16 protein-coding genes are annotated in these 16,345 nt (G+C 70.7%); 3 read left to right on the top strand and 13 right to left on the bottom strand.

The window, feature by feature from the left end; genetic code table 11:
* Positions 1-90: 90 nt before the first annotated feature.
* The 5 genes from ACGFU6_RS23000 to ACGFU6_RS22980 all read right to left on the bottom strand — a co-directional run bounded on the left by ACGFU6_RS23000 (position 91) and on the right by ACGFU6_RS22980 (position 5,543).
* Positions 91-1,758: a uroporphyrinogen-III synthase gene (locus ACGFU6_RS23000; RefSeq protein WP_393613405.1), complete on the bottom strand. Its 1,668-nt coding sequence runs from the start codon at positions 1,756-1,758 to the stop codon at positions 91-93.
* Positions 1,755-2,741 (bottom strand): hydroxymethylbilane synthase, encoded by a 987-nt coding sequence (hemC, locus tag ACGFU6_RS22995; protein WP_393613404.1) that lies wholly within the window; start codon positions 2,739-2,741, stop codon positions 1,755-1,757. The genes ACGFU6_RS23000 and hemC overlap by 4 nt, the downstream gene beginning before the upstream one ends.
* Entirely contained in the window at positions 2,738-4,228 is a 1,491-nt protein-coding gene (locus tag ACGFU6_RS22990) for a glutamyl-tRNA reductase (protein ID WP_393613402.1), read from the bottom strand. Before ACGFU6_RS22990 ends, hemC begins: the two co-directional genes overlap by 4 nt.
* Positions 4,225-4,995, bottom strand: coding sequence for a redox-sensing transcriptional repressor Rex (locus ACGFU6_RS22985; RefSeq protein ID WP_123525295.1), 771 nt, complete (start codon positions 4,993-4,995; stop codon positions 4,225-4,227). The genes ACGFU6_RS22990 and ACGFU6_RS22985 overlap by 4 nt, the downstream gene beginning before the upstream one ends.
* Before the next feature lie 272 nt (positions 4,996-5,267).
* Positions 5,268-5,543, bottom strand: a complete 276-nt coding sequence (locus ACGFU6_RS22980) for a glutaredoxin family protein (RefSeq protein WP_393613401.1) — start codon at positions 5,541-5,543, stop codon at positions 5,268-5,270.
* Positions 5,544-5,691: 148 nt separating this feature from the next.
* On the opposite strand from ACGFU6_RS22980, the gene ACGFU6_RS22975 reads away from it, so the two are divergent.
* From ACGFU6_RS22975 to ACGFU6_RS22965, 3 genes are all read left to right on the top strand, one after another.
* Positions 5,692-6,645, top strand: coding sequence for an HAD family hydrolase (locus tag ACGFU6_RS22975; protein ID WP_393613400.1), 954 nt, complete (start codon positions 5,692-5,694; stop codon positions 6,643-6,645).
* A gap of 330 nt (positions 6,646-6,975) precedes the next feature.
* A complete protein-coding gene (locus ACGFU6_RS22970; RefSeq protein WP_024490754.1) occupies positions 6,976-7,752 on the top strand; it encodes an ECF subfamily RNA polymerase sigma factor, BldN family in 777 nt (258 codons plus the stop codon).
* A 224-nt stretch (positions 7,753-7,976) separates the two neighbouring features.
* The gene (locus ACGFU6_RS22965) at positions 7,977-9,188 is read left to right on the top strand and encodes a DUF5667 domain-containing protein (RefSeq protein ID WP_393613398.1); all 1,212 of its coding nucleotides are present in this window, start codon (positions 7,977-7,979) and stop codon (positions 9,186-9,188) included.
* Between the two features lie 149 nt (positions 9,189-9,337).
* On the opposite strand, the gene ACGFU6_RS22960 is transcribed toward ACGFU6_RS22965, so the two are convergent.
* The 8 genes from ACGFU6_RS22960 to ACGFU6_RS22925 form a co-directional block, all read right to left on the bottom strand.
* Positions 9,338-10,393 (bottom strand): lysophospholipid acyltransferase family protein, encoded by a 1,056-nt coding sequence (locus tag ACGFU6_RS22960; protein WP_393613396.1) that lies wholly within the window; start codon positions 10,391-10,393, stop codon positions 9,338-9,340.
* 15 nt (positions 10,394-10,408) lie between these two features.
* Positions 10,409-11,506: an NAD-dependent epimerase/dehydratase family protein gene (locus ACGFU6_RS22955; protein ID WP_393613394.1), complete on the bottom strand. Its 1,098-nt coding sequence runs from the start codon at positions 11,504-11,506 to the stop codon at positions 10,409-10,411.
* A 240-nt stretch (positions 11,507-11,746) separates the two neighbouring features.
* Positions 11,747-11,845, bottom strand: a complete 99-nt coding sequence (locus tag ACGFU6_RS22950) for a 30S ribosomal protein bS22 (RefSeq protein WP_003948845.1) — start codon at positions 11,843-11,845, stop codon at positions 11,747-11,749.
* A gap of 110 nt (positions 11,846-11,955) precedes the next feature.
* Positions 11,956-12,168, bottom strand: a complete 213-nt coding sequence (locus ACGFU6_RS22945) for a helix-turn-helix domain-containing protein (protein ID WP_158072253.1) — start codon at positions 12,166-12,168, stop codon at positions 11,956-11,958.
* Between the two features lie 128 nt (positions 12,169-12,296).
* Positions 12,297-13,112 (bottom strand): phosphatase, encoded by an 816-nt coding sequence (locus tag ACGFU6_RS22940; protein WP_393613392.1) that lies wholly within the window; start codon positions 13,110-13,112, stop codon positions 12,297-12,299.
* Positions 13,113-13,203: 91 nt separating this feature from the next.
* Positions 13,204-14,376 carry an acetoin utilization protein AcuC gene (locus tag ACGFU6_RS22935; protein ID WP_393613391.1) on the bottom strand — a complete coding sequence of 391 codons (1,173 nt, stop codon included), beginning with the start codon at positions 14,374-14,376 and terminating at the stop codon, positions 13,204-13,206.
* Entirely contained in the window at positions 14,345-15,547 is a 1,203-nt protein-coding gene (locus tag ACGFU6_RS22930) for an MFS transporter (RefSeq protein WP_393613389.1), read from the bottom strand. Before ACGFU6_RS22930 ends, ACGFU6_RS22935 begins: the two co-directional genes overlap by 32 nt.
* A 42-nt stretch (positions 15,548-15,589) precedes the next feature.
* Positions 15,590-16,234 (bottom strand): HAD family hydrolase, encoded by a 645-nt coding sequence (locus ACGFU6_RS22925; protein ID WP_393613387.1) that lies wholly within the window; start codon positions 16,232-16,234, stop codon positions 15,590-15,592.
* Positions 16,235-16,345: the final 111 nt, after the last annotated feature.

The following is a 16,345-nucleotide window of genomic DNA, read 5'->3' as shown; positions in this document are numbered from 1 at the left end:
TCTTACCGACACCTCTGCCGGGAAACCCGGGAAAAACCAGGGGCCCGGCCCGCCTGAGCGGACCGGACCCCTGGACTGCCTCGCGTCCGCTCAGGTCGTCGTACGACGCCTGCGCGCACCGGGACGGCGCTCGCTCGGCCGGGTCACCGGGTCGCCGGCCTCCTTCGCCGCGTCCCTGCGCTGCGCGCCGAAGGCGGCGAGCGCCTCGGCGAGCTTGTGCACGGACGGCTCCGGGGACAGGACGTCCACGCGCAGCCCGTGCTCCTCGGCGGTCTTCGCCGTGGCCGGGCCGATGCACGCGATGACGGTCACGTTGTGCGGCTTGCCCGCGATGCCGACCAGGTTGCGCACCGTCGAGGACGAGGTGAAGAGCACCGCGTCGAAACCGCCGCCCTTGATGGCCTCACGGGTGTCGGCGGGCGGCGGCGAGGCGCGGACCGTGCGGTACGCGGTGACGTCGTCGACCTCCCAGCCGAGCTCGATGAGACCGGCCACCAGCGTCTCGGTGGCGATGTCGGCGCGCGGCAGGAAGACCCGGTCGATCGGGTCGAAGACCGGGTCGTAGGGCGGCCAGTCCTCCAGCAGCCCGGCGGCGGACTGCTCGCCCGAGGGCACCAGGTCCGGCTTCACGCCGAAGTCGACGAGCGCGGCGGCGGTCTGCTCGCCGACGGCCGCGACCTTGATCCCGGCGAAGGCACGGGCGTCGAGCCCGTACTCCTCGAACTTCTCCCGGACCGCCTTCACCGCGTTGACACTGGTGAACGCGATCCACTCGTAGCGGCCGGTGACCAGGCCCTTGACCGCACGCTCCATCTGCTGGGGCGTACGCGGCGGCTCGACGGCGATCGTCGGGACCTCGTGCGGCACCGCGCCGTACGAACGCAACTGGTCGGAGAGCGACGCCGCCTGCTCCTTCGTACGCGGCACGAGCACCTTCCAGCCGAACATCGGCTTGGACTCGAACCACGCGAGCTGGTCGCGCTGGGCGGCGGAGCTGCGCTCCCCGACCACGGCTATGACGGGCCGGTGCCCCTCCGGCGAGGGAAGGACCTTGGCCTGCTTGAACAGCTGGGCGATGGTGCCCAGCGTCGCCGTCCAGGTGCGCTGCCTGGTCGTCGTACCGCCGACCGTCACCGTCAGCGGGGTGTCGGGCTTACGGCCCGCCGACACCAGCTCACCGGCGGCCGCGGCCACCGCGTCGAGCGTCGTCGAGATGACACACGTCGCGTCGCTCGCGCCGACCTCGCCCCAGCAACGGTCCGAAGCGGTACGGGCATCGACGAACCGGACGTCCGCACCCTGCGCGTCACGCAGCGGCACCCCGGCGTACGCGGGCACCCCCACGACGTTGGCGACACCCGGTACGACCTCGAAGGGAATCCCGGCGGCTGCGCAGGCCAGCATCTCGCCGCCCGCGTAACCGTCCAGGCCGGGGTCACCGGCGACGGCACGGACGACCCGCCTGCCGCCCTTCGCGGCCTCCATGACAAGATTGGCCGCATCCCTGAGAACGGGAACACCGACGGCTGTTGACTGCGCGTCAACAACCGTCAGCTCAGGCGTGCTTACGCCTGCCCGCGCATGACAGCGGACGACGCCGAGAACGTCCGGCTCGGCGACAAGAACGTCCGCGCTCGCCAGCGCCTCGACGGCGCGCAGAGTCAGCAGTCCCGGGTCGCCGGGACCGGCGCCGAGGAAGGTGACGTGCCCTGCGGACAGGACAGGAAAATCGGATGCGGCGGGGCCGTTGGGGCTCAAAGTGCTCGCTCCCCCATAAGACCGGCCGCACCCTTGGCGAGCATCTCGGCCGCGAGTTCGCGACCGAGGGCCGCCGCGTCGTCGTGCGACGTGGGGACGGGACCGGTGGTGGACAGCTGTACCAGCGAGGAACCGTCGGTGGACCCGACGACCCCGCGCAGGCGCAGTTCGTTGACAGCCTGACCGTCGGCCAGGAGGTCGGCCAGCGCACCCACAGGTGCGGAGCAGCCGGCCTCCAGGGCGGCGAGCAGGGCACGCTCGGCGGTCACGGCGGCCCGGGTGTACGGGTCGTCGAGCTCCGCGAGCGCTGCGGCGAGGTCAGTGCTGCCGGCAGCACATTCGATCGCCAGTGCTCCCTGGCCGGGAGCGGGCAGAACGGTGTCGACCGACAGGAAATCGGTCACCTCACCGCTCCGGCCGAGACGGCTGAGTCCGGCCGCGGCGAGTACCACCGCGTCCAGTTCACCGCTTCGTACAAATCCGATACGCGTATCGACGTTGCCGCGGATCGGCACGGTCTCGATACCGAGGCCGTGACTGCGGGCGTACGCGTTGAGCTGCGCCATGCGGCGCGGCGAGCCGGTGCCGATCCGGGAGCCGGGCGGCAGCTGCCCGAAGGTCAGCCCGTCCCGCGCCACCAGCACGTCACGCGGGTCCTCGCGCACCGGCACCGCGGCCAGCACCAGCCCCTCGGGCTGCGCGGTCGGCAGGTCCTTCAGCGAGTGGACGGCGAAGTCCACGTCCCCGCGGAGCAGCGCCTCGCGCAGCGCGGCGACGAACACGCCGGTCCCGCCGATCTGCGAAAGCTGCTCCTTGGAGGTGTCCCCGTACGTGGTGATCTCGACGAGCTCGACGGCCCGCCCGGTCACCTCGCTGACAGCCTCCGCGACCAGGCCGGACTGGGCCATGGCCAGCTTGCTGCGCCGGGTCCCCAGCCGCAGCGGCTCGGTGGCCCCCGCGCCCAGGGGTGAGTAGTCGGTCATGACCGCCCTCGATTCGGGTCGTTCAGGTCTGCCCGGGAGACGGCGGCGACCGTCAGCGGGTCGAGGTCGAAGAGTTCCCGCAGTGCGTCGGCGTACCCGGCGCCGCCGGGCTCGCTGGCGAGCTGCTTGACCCGCACGGTGGGCGCGTGCAGGAGCTTGTCGACGACGCGGCGCACGGTCTGCGAGATCTCGGCGCGCTGCTTTTCGTCCAGGTCGGGGAGGCGGCCGTCCAGCCGTGCGATCTCGCCCGCGACCACTCCGGCGGCCATCGTGCGCAGGGCGACGACGGTGGGAGTGATGTGGGCGGCGCGCTGGGCGGCACCGAAGGCGGCGACCTCGTCCGCGACGATGGTGTGCACCTGGTCCACATCGGCGGCCATCGGGGCGTCCGCGGACGCCTCGGCGAGCGACTCGATGTCGACGAGGCGCACACCGTCGAGGCCTGCGGCGTCCCCGTCGATGTCGCGGGGCATCGCGAGGTCCAGCAGCGCGAGCCGGACCGGCCCGGTGGACTGGGCGGGCACGGTGACCCGGCGGACGGCCTGCGCCTGCGCGGCGACGGAGCCGTTCTCCACCCACGCGGCGTGCAGGTCGAGCTCGACGGGCGGCGCGGCGACGGGCGCGGCGGGCGCGTCCCGAGGGGCGAAGTCCAGCCCGAGCGCACCGGCGACGTCCTGGGCGCTCAGCACCAGACCGGTCGCACCGGTGCAGGAGACGACGACATCGGCACGTGTCAGTTCGCCGGAGACGTCGGCCATCTCCACGGCGTGCGCGGCCACCGAGCCAGCACCGGTCTGGCCGAGGATCTCCACCAGCCGGTCGGCGCGGGCCCGGGTGCGGTTGGCGACGACGATCTCCGCCACACCGGTACGGGCCAGGGTCGCGGCGGCCAGCGAGGACATCGAGCCGGCGCCGATCACCAGGGCGCGCTTGCCCTTCGCCCAGACGCCGGGGTCGCGGCCCTCGGCCAGCTGCTCGAGACCGAAGGTGACGAGCGACTGCCCGGCCCGGTCGATCCCGGTCTCGCTGTGGGCGCGCTTGCCGACCCGCAGGGCCTGCTGGAAGAGGTCGTTCAGCAGCCGGCCCGCGGTGTGCAGCTCCTGCCCCAGCGCCAGCGCGTCCTTGATCTGGCCGAGGATCTGGCCCTCGCCCACCACCATCGAGTCCAGCCCGCAGGCCACCGAGAAGAGGTGGTGGACGGCCCGGTCCTCGTAGTGCACATAGAGATACGGAGTGAGCTCGTCCAGACCGACGCCACTGTGCAGGGAGAGCAGGGTGGACAGCTCGGCGACGCCCGCGTGGAACTTGTCCACGTCGGCGTACAGCTCGATGCGGTTGCAGGTGGCCAGCACGGCGGCCTCGACCGCGGGCTCCGCGGCGAGGGTGTCGTGCAGCAGCTTGACCTGGGCGTCGGCGGCCAGCGAGGCGCGCTCCAGCACGGAGACGGGTGCGCTGCGGTGGCTCAGCCCTACGACGAGGAGACTCATGCCGGCATCACGGCGGGCATGTCCCCGTCGGGTCCCTTCCGGCTGGTGGTCGCGGCGCGCACCGGCGGTGCGGCCGGGTCGGGGCCGTCGTCCGCGGCGGCGTCCTCACCGGCCTTGCGCTGCTCGTGGAAGGCGAGGATCTGCAGCTCGATGGAGAGGTCGACCTTGCGCACGTCGACACCGTCGGGCACCGAGAGCACGGTCGGGGCGAAGTTCAGGATGGAGGTGACACCGGCGGCCACGAGGCGGTCGCAGACCTGCTGCGCCGCGCCGGGCGGGGTGGTGATCACACCGATCGACACGCCGTTCTCGCTGATGATCCGGTCCAGGTCGTCGGCGTGCTGGACGGGGATGCCGGCGACGGGCGTTCCCGCCATCGCCGGATCGGCGTCGATCAGCGCGGCGACCCGGAAGCCGCGGGAGGCGAAACCGCCGTAGTTGGCGAGCGCGGCGCCGAGGTTACCGATGCCGACGATGGCGACCGGCCAGTCCTGGGTGAGGCCGAGTTCGCGGGAGATCTGGTAGACGAGATACTCGACGTCGTAGCCGACGCCGCGCGTCCCGTACGACCCCAGATAACTGAAGTCCTTACGCAGCTTGGCGGAGTTGACCCCCGCCGCCGCGGCGAGCTCCTCGGAGGAGACCGTGGGGACCGAGCGCTCGGAGAGCGCGGTCAGCGCACGGAGATACAGCGGAAGTCGGGCGACGGTGGCCTCGGGAATTCCTCGGCTACGGGTCGCCGGTCGGTGGTTTCGGCCAGTTGCCACGGTGCTCCTGCGGGATGAGCGGGGCTGCAGGCGGCCGCATGTTCCATGGCCGCCCCGTCGAATGCAGGCTATGTCTTTGTGAACGCGTGCACAAAGATAGTGTCCGATTTGTCCGGTCAAAGTGACCGGGGTCACGCACATCCGTCGCGCGATCCAGGAACCACAGATCGCATCAGCCCGTTGCAGGCCCGAAGGGGGCAAGGTGGTACACACTCCTCACGACTACACCCCCGGGGCCACTCAAAACGCCCATGATGGTAACCGGGTTTCACTCAGGAAAGCAGCGCACTGCGCAGTCTCGCCGGGTCCACCCGCCAGAACGTGTGCTGTTCGTTATCAATGAGCACCACGGGGATCTGCTCCCAGTACTCCCGGTACAGCTCATCGTCCACGGTGATGTCCTTCTCCTCCCAGGACGCGCCGGTCTCCTCACAGACCTTCCGCACCACCAGCCTGGCATCGTCACAGAGGTGACACCCGGGTTTTCCGACAAGGGTCACCACCCGGTCGGCGGGCTTCTTCTTGGTACGGCGCAGCAAGGGGCTCATGCCCTTCATTCTGCTCCGCGCGCGAAGCCGCCCGGCCCCGCTCCGCCGGCGCCCGGAATCACCCGTTTAACGGTTCGGCCCCAAAGAGTTCACGCCGCCGCATCCCGGCAGGTCGGGAAGGGCCGAACCGACTGGCTATGCTCACGACATGGCCGCTCTTGGATGGCTCACACCCCGTAGGCGCTCCGCGACAGCACGGAGCGTGCTGGCAGGCGAGGCAGCGGCGGAGGCCGCGCGGAAGTCGTCGCTCGACGCCGATCGCCCCGCTGACAGCGAAGCCGGCGCCACGCCCGGCGCGCAGGCCGAGGAACCCGAGTTCCCCGTCGTCGGCGACGACCGGGCAGCCGCCTTCTTCGACCTCGACAACACCGTGATGCAGGGCGCCGCGATCTTCCATTTCGGCCGGGGCCTGTACAAGCGGAAGTTCTTCGAGCGCCGCGAACTGACCCGGTTCGCCTGGCAGCAGGCCTGGTTCAGGCTGGCCGGCGTCGAAGACCCCGAGCACATGCAGGACGCGCGCGACAGCGCCCTGTCCATCGTGAAGGGCCACCGCGTCTCCGAGCTGATGTCCATCGGCGAGGAGATCTACGACGAGTACATGGCCGACCGCATCTGGCCCGGCACCCGCGCGCTGGCCCAGGCCCACCTCGACGCCGGCCAGAAGGTCTGGCTGGTCACCGCGGCGCCGGTGGAGACCGCCACGATCATCGCCCGCCGCCTGGGCCTGACCGGCGCGCTCGGCACCGTCGCGGAATCCGTGGACGGCGTCTACACCGGGCGCCTGGTGGGCGAACCGCTGCACGGCCCCGCGAAGGCCGAGGCGGTACGCGCCCTGGCCGCGGCGGAGGGCCTGGACCTGGCGCGGTGCGCCGCGTACAGCGATTCGCACAACGACATCCCGATGCTGTCCCTGGTCGGACACCCGTACGCGATCAACCCCGACACCAAGCTCCGCAAGTACGCGCGGGCCCGCGACTGGCGGCTGCGCGACTACCGGACGGGCCGCAAGGCGGCCAAGGTCGGCATCCCGGCCGCGGCCGGAGTGGGCGCCCTCGCGGGCGGCACCGCCGCCGCCGTCGCCCTGCACCGCCGCCGCCGCTGACCCCGGCCGCCACCGCCGGCCGGAGGCACCGACCGGAGGCGCCCCGCGGCCCGGGATCACCCCTGTCGGCCGGGCGCTCCGGCGCGACCACAACCTGTCGCGGCTCCTGGCAGATCTCGAAATAATTCGATCAATAACCGGTCACGATGTGCTACTTGATGTGTCGAATAGTCGCTACGGAAGCGACGTAACCGGTGATTTGAGCAACTGGGTGTAGCACTGCCTGTACGAAGCGTTATTCTCCTCAGACGCATTCCGGAACCCGCCACTCACTACGACGAGTGACGGTTTCGCACTGCACGTGATGGAAGCTCTGCCTCTGGGAGTCCCGTGTACCCACACGTCGGGGTTGACGCCTCGGGCCTGGCTACGCTGCGCGCAACGGTCGGCGACCGCTTGCGCGGCTTCGTCCCCACCGCGTACGCCGTACCCGCCTTTGCCACCCCTGCACCTGCCGGCCCTTGCTACGCCCTGGCCGAACGCGGTGCGGCGGTCGGAAGACGCAGCAACCGCGGCGCAACGACCACGTCCACCGTTCGTCGGCCGACAGCTGACAGCGACAGCGCGCGCATGATGGATCTCGTCGAGCGCGCACAGGCCGGTGAGGCTGACGCCTTCGGCCGCCTCTATGACCAGTACAGCGACACCGTGTACCGCTACATCTACTACCGCGTGGGCGGCAAGGCGACGGCGGAGGACCTCACCAGTGAGACCTTCCTGCGCGCCCTGCGGCGTATCTCCACGTTCACCTGGCAGGGCCGAGACTTCGGCGCCTGGCTGGTCACAATCGCTCGAAACCTGGTCGCCGACCACTTCAAATCCAGTCGGTTCCGGCTGGAAGTGACCACCGGCGAAATGCTCGACGCCAACGAGGTCGAGCGCAGCCCCGAGGACTCCGTCCTGGAGTCCCTCTCCAATGCCGCACTGCTGCAAGCCGTGCGCCGACTCAACCCCCAGCAGCAGGAGTGCGTGACCCTGCGCTTCCTGCAAGGGCTCTCGGTCGCCGAGACCGCCCGGGTGATGGGCAAGAACGAGGGCGCGATCAAGACCCTGCAGTACCGCGCCGTCCGCACTCTCGCCCGGCTCCTTCCGGACGATGCCCGCTGATCCCACCCGAGCCGAATCACTCTCGGCGATACGTTCATCACGCACTGGTCCGATCATCCTTCGTGCGTAACCCAAGTGCCGCGCCACTCGTTGTGCCGGTTGCAGGCCCCCTGTCGTCACCCCTTGTCCGCAGACACTCACTCAATCGTGTGGATGCGCTCAAGGTGTGCAACCTTCCGGACCCTCAGGGGAGTCGACCGTCATGACGAGAGGAGGTGCCGCCAGTGATCGCAAACGTCTCGGCACACCGGCGGGCGAACGCCTTCGCCCAGGCCCTGGAGGAGCAGTCGCTCCGCGGTGCGGCGGCCGTACAGCCCGAGGAACCGGCCGAACCGGCCGACCGCGGACCGCTGTTGGCCTTGGCGAACGGCCTCGGTGAGCTACCGAAGCCGGCGTTGGATCCCGAGGTCAAAGTGGTGCAGCGAGCCCAGCTCGTCGCCGCCATGGAGGCCATGTTCGCCGCGGGCGGCACGCCCGCGGCCCCTACAGTGCCCGAACAACGGGGCAAGGGGGCCCACCGGGCCTCCCCACTCCGCAAACTGCGCCCCAGATCGCGCTGGACGAAGGGCCTCGCGGCCGGCGGACTCACCGTCGGCGTGGCCGCGGGAGCCTTCGGCGGAGTGGCCGCGGCCAGCTCCGACGCCCTCCCGGGCGATTCGCTCTACGGGCTGAAGCGCGGCATGGAAGACATCCACCTCAATCTGGCCGGCAGCGACACCAGCCGGGGCGAGGTCTACCTGGACCAGGCATCGACCCGGCTCAGCGAGGCCCGCAGGCTGATGGAGCGCGGCCGCTCCGGCGATCTGGACCACGAACAGCTCGGTGAGGTCAGGCGCACGCTCAACGGCATGACGCACGACGCCACCGAGGGCCACCGGCTGCTCCACGCCGCCTACCAGCGGGACGGCGCCATCGGCCCGATCCAGACCCTGGACTCCTTCTCCCGGTCGCACCGCGAGAGCTGGACCAGTCTCCGCGACCGGCTGCCCGTCCAGCTCACCGAACTGGGTGACCAGGTGAGCTCGGTCTTCGCGGCCATAGACGAGGAAGTCGCGCCGCTGCAGTCGCTGTTCCCCCGCGCCCCGGAGAAGAGCGGCGGATCCCAGCGGTCCGGCTCCACCGACCCGGGCACCGGCAACGGCACGGGTACGGCACCCTCGTCGCACAAGCCGTCGCCGTCGTCCTCCTCGGCCGCCGGTGCGCACGAGGGCAGCAAGGGCAGCAGCACCTCGCCCCGCCCCTCGGACTCGGGCAGCACCCCGGCGGACGGCCTGATCGGAGGCGGCACGGACGATCTCTTCGACCCGCCGTCACCGGACGCCACGGAACCGTCGAACGACACCCCGAGCACGCCGCCCACGCCGGACATCACGCTGCCCCCACTGATCCCCGGCCTGATCGGAGGCCTGGGGATCGACAGCAAGAACGAATCCTGACCCACCCGCCGGACGGGCACACAGGCAAAGCCCGTCCGGCGATTGAGGACAACGCCTCAGCCCCGGACCACCCGAGCCCGTCCAATCAAGCCCGGCCGGCGATTGAGGACAGAGCGGCTCCCCGGGCGCGCCCAGGCGCCCACGCACACTCAGAAGAACACCGACCGCCGCTGCACCAGCAACTTGTACAGCGTGTGCTGAATCTGCTCCCGCACCTGATCCGTCAGATTGAACATCAGCATCGGATCCTCCGCCGCCTCCAGCGGATACCCGTCCGTGGGAATCGGCTCACCGAACTGGATCGTCCACTTCGTCGGCAACGGCACCGCCCCCAGCGGCCCCAGCCACGGAAACGTCGGCGTGATCGGGAAGTACGGCGTGCCCAGCAGCCGCGCGAGCGTCCGGGAGTTGCCGATCATGGGGTAGATCTCCTCCGCCCCCACGATCGAGCACGGCACGATCGGCACCCCGGCGCGCAGCGCCGTCGACACGAATCCGCCACGCCCGAAGCGCTGGAGCTTGTACCGCTCGCTGAACGGCTTGCCGATGCCCTTGAAGCCCTCCGGCATCACCCCGACGACCTCGCCCTGCCGCAGCAGCCGCTCCGCGTCCTCCGCGCAGGCGAGGGTGTGCCCGGCCTTGCGGGCCAGCTCGTTGACGACCGGCAGCATGAAGACCAGGTCCGCCGCGAGCAGCCGCAGATGCCGCCCCGCCGGATGGTTGTCGTGCACCGCGACCTGGAGCATCAGCCCGTCCAGCGGCAGTGTCCCGGAGTGGTTGGACACGATGAGCGCCCCGCCGTCCGACGGGATGTTCTCGATGCCCTTCACCTCGACCCGGAAGTACTTCTCGTACAGGGGCCGCAGCGCCGACATCAGCACCTGGTCGGTGAGTTCCTCGTCGTAGCCGAACTCGTCGACGTCGTAGTCGCCCGTGACCCGCCGGCGCAGGAACGCCAGTCCGCCCGCGATCCGCCGTTCCCAGCCGCCCCGGCCCGCACCCTCTGCCGCCACCGCGGCCTCCTCGGCCTCAGCCGGCTCCCCCTGCCCCTCCGGCCTCTCCGACGGCGGCCCGGCGCCCGGCTGCCCCGGCAGGGCGCTCACGGACCCGTTGCCGCGTCCGGGTCCGCGCCGCCGCGCGGCACGCGGCGAGCCCCCCGACCGCGAACGGTCGTCGTCGAACGGAATGACCTTGGCATCCGCCATCGTCGGTGCGCTCCTCTACCTGCCGCTCGGGGTCGGGTGTGTGTCGTCGCCGGCCCCGGTGATGCCCGGGGCCCCGCCGGTCCCCCCGGCGAACGGCATCGCTGCCAGTCTGCCGATGGCCCGGCCCACCGTCTCGGGCGGCAGCAGACCCGGTCCCCGGCTGCGGGCGAACTCCGCGAACGTCTCCACCGTGGTGAACCGGGGCCAGAAGCCCAGGGTCTCGCGCATCTGGACGGTGGAGACCACCCTGCCATGGGTGAGCAGCCGGATCTGCTCCGGCGAGAAGTCCGTCATCCCGACGGTACGCAGCGCCTGGCCGACCCAGGTGACCGCGGGCAGCAGGACCGGCATCGTCGGCCGCCCCAGCCGCCGCGAGCACTGCGAGAGCAGCAGCACCCCGTCCCCGGCGATGTTGAAGGTGCCGCTGTTCAGCGTGGAGCGCCGAGGCTCGCTCGCGGCGATGACCAGTACGTCGATGACATCGTCCTCGTGCACGAACTGGAGCCTCGGGTCGTAGCCGAACACCGTCGGCAGCACCGGCAGCGACAGATAGTCCGCGAGCGGGGAATCCGCCTCGGGCCCCAGGATGTTCGCGAACCTGAGCACGCACACGGCCACGTCCGGCCTGCGGCGCGCGAAGCCCCGTACGTACCCCTCGACCTCCACCGCGTCCTTCGCGAAGCCTCCGCTCGGCAGGGACTTGGGCGGGGTGGTCTCGTGGAAGACAGCCGGATCGCGCGGCGCGGAACCGTAGACGCCCGTACTGGACTTGACCACCAGACGCTGGACGGCCGGGGCCTTCTGGCACGCACCGAGCAACTGCATGGTGCCGATGACGTTGGTCTCCTTGACCGCGGTGCGGCCCTGGGCGCCGAGGCCCATCGCGCTGACGTCCAGGTGGACGACCGTGTCGACCGAGTGCTCGGCGAGGACCCTGGCGATGGCGGACTGGCGGATGTCCGCCCTCACGAAGACGGCGTCCCCCAGCTGATGGCCGGGCGCGACCGCGTCGACCGCGATCACCCGGTCCACGTCCGGATCACGCTGGATGCGCCGCACGAAACGGCCGCCCAGCTGCCGGGCCGCTCCCGTGACGAGCACGACCTTCCCCAAGATCAGCGCCTTCCGTCGGTCTCCCGTGAAGTGAGTCGGAGGAGTCCTCGAAGAGGTTCTCCCCCGGTGGTCACCGTAGCGGGTGGACGTTGTCCTGTGATGCCCGCGCGGCGGCCTTCTCCCGCGTCTTGGCCCGAATGTGTGCCGGAAGCCCGGCGAATGCGGAGCCCCGCCCGCACAGCACCGCAGCCCTCCCGCCTTGTCGGCGGAAGGGCTGCGGATTTCACGAACTGCGTTCGCTTACTTCTTGTTGCGACGCTGAACGCGCGTGCGCTTGAGCAGCTTGCGGTGCTTCTTCTTGGCCATCCGCTTGCGCCGCTTCTTAATGACAGAGCCCACGACTACCCTCGCTCACTTCTTCTTCACTGGTGCGGGGCGTCTGGGCCCACACGACCTACGTCGGCCTAGCCTACCCGCCACCGGGTGAGGGACGTAATCCGAGGGGAATGTCAGGCCGACCCCACCCCCACGAAGGACTCCCGGAGATACTCGTGAACCGCTTGCTCCGGCACCCGGAAGGACCTGCCCACCCGGATCGCCGGCAGATGACCGCTGTGCACCAGGCGGTACACGGTCATCTTCGACACTCGCATGACCGAGGCGACTTCCGCCACGGTCAGAAACTTGACCTCGTTGAGAGGCCTCTCGCTGTCAGCAGCCATGATCCACCTGTACCTTCCGCACGCGACGCGCACCGGCTTCCCCTCCGGTGACTCTTCGTCGATGTGCGCTCACTCCCCAGATTAGGGGCGGGTGATGCGAGTGGGGAAGAGGAGAGACGATCGGCCGCCTACTGTGACAGACACGCCCGATTGAGTACATAGCGCGTGAGCGGCAGGTAGTAGGCGGACCGCACCGCGTCGTCCACCGGTACGGCGACCGAGACCCTCCCCTCGGCCTCACCGACGAACAGCGCCGGATCGTCCGTATCCGCCAGCCCGATCGCCTCGATGCCCAGCTGACCTGCCCCGCAGACCCAGCCGTGGTCCCCGACGACGAGTTCCGGCAGCGGTCCCCGGCCCTCCGCGACGGCCTCCAGAACCACCCTGACGGGCAGCGGTGAGTGGGAGTGTGCGCCGGTACCACCACCGGGCACCCGCACGCCGGGTTCGCGCACCAGCGCGACTCCCCGTACGTAGTCGAGGTTGTACGTGCGTACGCCGAACCGGGTCGTTATGTCGATACATCGGCCCTGCGCGGGAGTGAGTACGGTGCACCCGACCGACGACAAAGCGTCTGCCAGTGCTGCGTAGAAACCGAGCAGCCGGTGCGGATGCCCGGTGCCGAACAGCACCGGCGCCCGCCGCCGGGCCGCGTCCGACAGCCGGGCCGCGAAGGCGTCCAGCCCCGCCAGCGTCCGCTCCGGATCGATCACATCAAGACCCGATACGTGCGCGGGATCGGCCGAGACCCCGCACTTGGCGGCCATGAGACGGAGCAGGTCCAGCTCCCCCCAGCCCCGTCCGGGGTCGAGCCCGAGCGTCACCCGGGGGTCCCTGGCCGCGAACAGCCGATAGCTTCGCAGACTCACCTCCCGCGGGGTGGCCACGGGCCCGGCCAGCCGGGCCGCCAGCAGATGCGCGCGCAGCGCTCCGGTGCTCAACACCCTGCCGATGCTCCCGTACCCGCACCGCCCGGGGGTCAAAAGCCGGGTTACGCCCCACAGTTGGCGTAACGGCCGCACCGGCGGCCGGGCGTCAGGTCAGCAGTCCCCGCAGCGGAAAGGCCGCCCGGCGGCTCGCCAGGACCGCCTGGTCCAGCCGGTCCGCCGGGTCGTACCCCTCCTCCCACGACTTCCACGCCGGGGTACGGCCGTCGGTCATCCGGGCCGGCCCGAGCTGCCGGGTCCTGGCGTAGACCTCGTCCCGCCAGGACGACGGGATCACCGACTCCGGGTCCACGGGCGCGTGGGCGGCGATCCCCACCAGATGGGTCCAGGACCTCGGCACCACGTCCACCACCGCGTAACCGCCGCCGCCGAGCGCCACCCAGCGCCCCTCGTCCGCGTACTCGTGGGCGAGGTCGTGGCAGGCCGCCATCACCGACCGCTGGGCGTCCAGCGACACCGCGAGATGGGCCAGCGGGTCCTCGAAGTGCGTATCGGCCCCGTGCTGCGTCACCAGGACCTGCGGCCTGAAGTCCGCGAGCAGTTCCGGCACCACCGCGTGGAACGCCCGCAGCCACCCGGCGTCCCCCGTGCCGGCCGGCAGCGCCACGTTCACCGCACCGCCCACGCCTGGCCCGGCGCCGGTCTCCTCCGGCCAGCCGGTCTGGGGGAAGAGGGTGCGGGGGTGCTCGTGCAGCGAGACGGTGAGCACCCGCGGGTCCTCCCAGAACGCCGCCTGCACGCCGTCCCCGTGGTGTACGTCCACGTCGACGTACGCGACCCGCTCCGCGCCCAGCTCCAGCAGCCGTGCGATGGCGAGCGCCGGGTCGTTGTAGATGCAGAAGCCCGACGCGGCGGCGGGCATGGCGTGGTGGAGCCCGCCGGTGAAGTTCACCGCGTGCCCGGTCCGCCCCCGCCACACCGCCTCCGCCGCGGCCACCGACTGCCCGGCGATCAGCGACGACACCTCGTGCATGCCCGCGAACGCCGGATCGTCCACCGTGCCGAGTCCGTAGTTCTGGTCGGCGTGGACCGGGTCCGCCGAGGCGGCCCGCACGGCCGCCAGGTAGTCCGGGCGGTGCACGAGCCGCAGCGTGGACTCCCCGGCGGGCTTGGCCGACACCACGTCCACCGCACGGTCGAGGCCGAACGCCCGCACCAGGCCCATCGTCAGCGCGAGTCTGACCGGGTCCATGGGGTGGCTGTCCCCGAAGTCGTATCCCGTTACTGCGTCATCCCACATCAGCTGTGCGCGGCCGCTCATGCCCGCCACCGTATCGGGCGGGCTCCGTACCGAACGATTTGGCGTACACGAGCATCGCGAGCACCAGCACCATCGGTACGAGCATGGCGCCCCGGTAGCTCCAGGCGTCCCCGATGGCCCCCACCAGCGGTGATCCGACCAGGAACCCCACGTAGTTGAAGATGTTCAGCCGGGCGATCGCGGTGTCACTGTCACCGGGGAACAGCCGCCCCGCGGCCGCGAAGGTCTGCGGCACGATCACGCAGAGACCGAACCCCAGCATGGTGAACCCGAGCATCCCGGTCCAGGCCCCGCCGGCGACAGCCACCACACCGAACCCGGCCGCGGCCAGCACACTCCCGCACCGCACCACGGCGACCGCCCCGAACCGCCGCACCCCGAGGTCCCCGACGGCCCGCCCCAGCAGCGTCGTCACCATGTAGACGTTGTAGGGAAGGGTCGACAGCTGCTCCGAACTCCCCAGCACGTCCTGCAGGTACTTGGCGCTCCAGTTGGAGACGGTCGAGTCCCCGATGTACGCGAAGCTCATCACCAGGCAGAGCGGCATCAGCAGCTTGAACGAGACGGAGCCGGCCTTGCCCTTCTCCGCGACCTGCCCCTCGTCCTCCAGCTTCCCCTCGACGTACCACCGGCTCCCGACGAACGCGACGGGCAGGAGCACCACCACGACCGGGAGGTACGAGACCAGCAGCGACAGATCCCAGTGCGCCCCGGCCCAGGCCATCGACGCCCCGGCGATCCCGCCCAGGCTGTACGCGGCATGGAAGCCGAGCATGATGGAACGCCCGTACGCCCGCTGAAGGCTGACGCCCATCATGTTCGTGGACGCGTCCAGCGCACCGACGGCCAGCCCGAACACGCCGAGCGCCAGGGCCGCCGCCCACAGCTCGCTCCCGGCACCGACGCCGAGGAGCGCGAGCAGTACGACGGGCTGCGTCCACCTCAACACCACGCGCGGCCGTACCCGTGCGACCACCTTCTCGGTGACCACGCTGCCCACACCGGCCAGGATCGGCACGGCGGCGAGGAACACGGGCAGCAGGCCGTCGGATATCCCGTACCGGTCCTGAATGGCGGGGATCCGCGTCACGAGAGAAGCGAAGGTGACGCCCTGCACGAAGAAGCTCAACGCGAGGGAAGCCCTGCCGTGCCGCAAACGTGGATCTGTCATGGGCGCGAGCGTAGAGCCACTTTCTACCCATGGGTAGATGCGTCAGGCGAGCAATTCCCGCAGCTGGCCCATGTCGGAGAAATGCCCGGTCACCCCGGCCAGCCGGTCCGCGGGCATCATCGACGTGAACCCGTACACGTCCATGCCGGCTGCCCTGGCCGCCTCCACCCCGAGCGGGCTGTCCTCGATGACGACGCACCTCTCCGGCGGCACCCCCATCCGGTCGGCGGCGTGCAGGAACAGGTCGGGGGCCGGCTTGCCGCGCCCGACGTCCTCGGCGCTGAAGATCCACTCCTCCTCGAACCACTGGTCGAGCCCGGTCGTCCGGTGCCCGACCCGGATCCGCTCGTGGCTGCCGGAGGAGGCGACGCAGTACGGAACCCCCTCGGCGACGAGATCCCCCAGCACCTCCTCGACGCCGGGTACGGGCCGCAGCTCCTGCCGGAACGCGGCGAACACCCGCGAGTGGAACGTGTCGTCGAAGTCCGCGGGCAGCTTCTCCCCGCCGCGCTCCTCGACGAGGTCGTGCACCCGGTGCATGGCGGCCCCCATGTAGTCGCGGAGGGACTCCTCGTACGTGGTGGGGTGGCCGAGCTCGGTGAGGTAGGCGGCCAGGAGGGTGTTGGAGATCGGCTCGCTGTCCACGAGCACACCGTCGTTGTCGAAGATGACCAGTTCGTAGCGCATGTGTCGACCTTAAACTGTCGGGAACGCAGAAAAGCCCCGTGCCACAAGGGCACGGGGCTTAACTATTAAAAGGAGTTCGGCGGCGTCCTACTCTCCCACAGGGTCCCCCCT

This window comes from Streptomyces sp. NPDC048462, from assembly GCF_043200175.1.
Classification (GTDB): domain Bacteria; phylum Actinomycetota; class Actinomycetes; order Streptomycetales; family Streptomycetaceae; genus Streptomyces.
Note: the sequence above shows the minus strand (reverse complement) of the source record. Positions and strands in the feature narration are given on the sequence as shown.

Excerpts from the sequence above, each read along its gene's own strand:
- hemC (WP_393613404.1), bottom strand. The coding sequence starts at position 2,741 with ATGACCGACTACTCACCCCTGGGCGCGGGGGCCACCGAGCCGCTGCGG.
- ACGFU6_RS22990 (WP_393613402.1), bottom strand. The coding sequence starts at position 4,228 with ATGAGTCTCCTCGTCGTAGGGCTGAGCCACCGCAGCGCACCCGTCTCC.
- ACGFU6_RS22980 (WP_393613401.1), bottom strand. The coding sequence starts at position 5,543 with ATGAGCCCCTTGCTGCGCCGTACCAAGAAGAAGCCCGCCGACCGGGTG.
- ACGFU6_RS22975 (WP_393613400.1), top strand. The coding sequence starts at position 5,692 with ATGGCCGCTCTTGGATGGCTCACACCCCGTAGGCGCTCCGCGACAGCA.
- ACGFU6_RS22960 (WP_393613396.1), bottom strand. The coding sequence starts at position 10,393 with ATGGCGGATGCCAAGGTCATTCCGTTCGACGACGACCGTTCGCGGTCG.
- ACGFU6_RS22945 (WP_158072253.1), bottom strand. The coding sequence starts at position 12,168 with ATGGCTGCTGACAGCGAGAGGCCTCTCAACGAGGTCAAGTTTCTGACC.
- ACGFU6_RS22935 (WP_393613391.1), bottom strand. The coding sequence starts at position 14,376 with ATGAGCGGCCGCGCACAGCTGATGTGGGATGACGCAGTAACGGGATAC.
- ACGFU6_RS22930 (WP_393613389.1), bottom strand. The coding sequence starts at position 15,547 with ATGACAGATCCACGTTTGCGGCACGGCAGGGCTTCCCTCGCGTTGAGC.
- ACGFU6_RS22925 (WP_393613387.1), bottom strand. The coding sequence starts at position 16,234 with ATGCGCTACGAACTGGTCATCTTCGACAACGACGGTGTGCTCGTGGAC.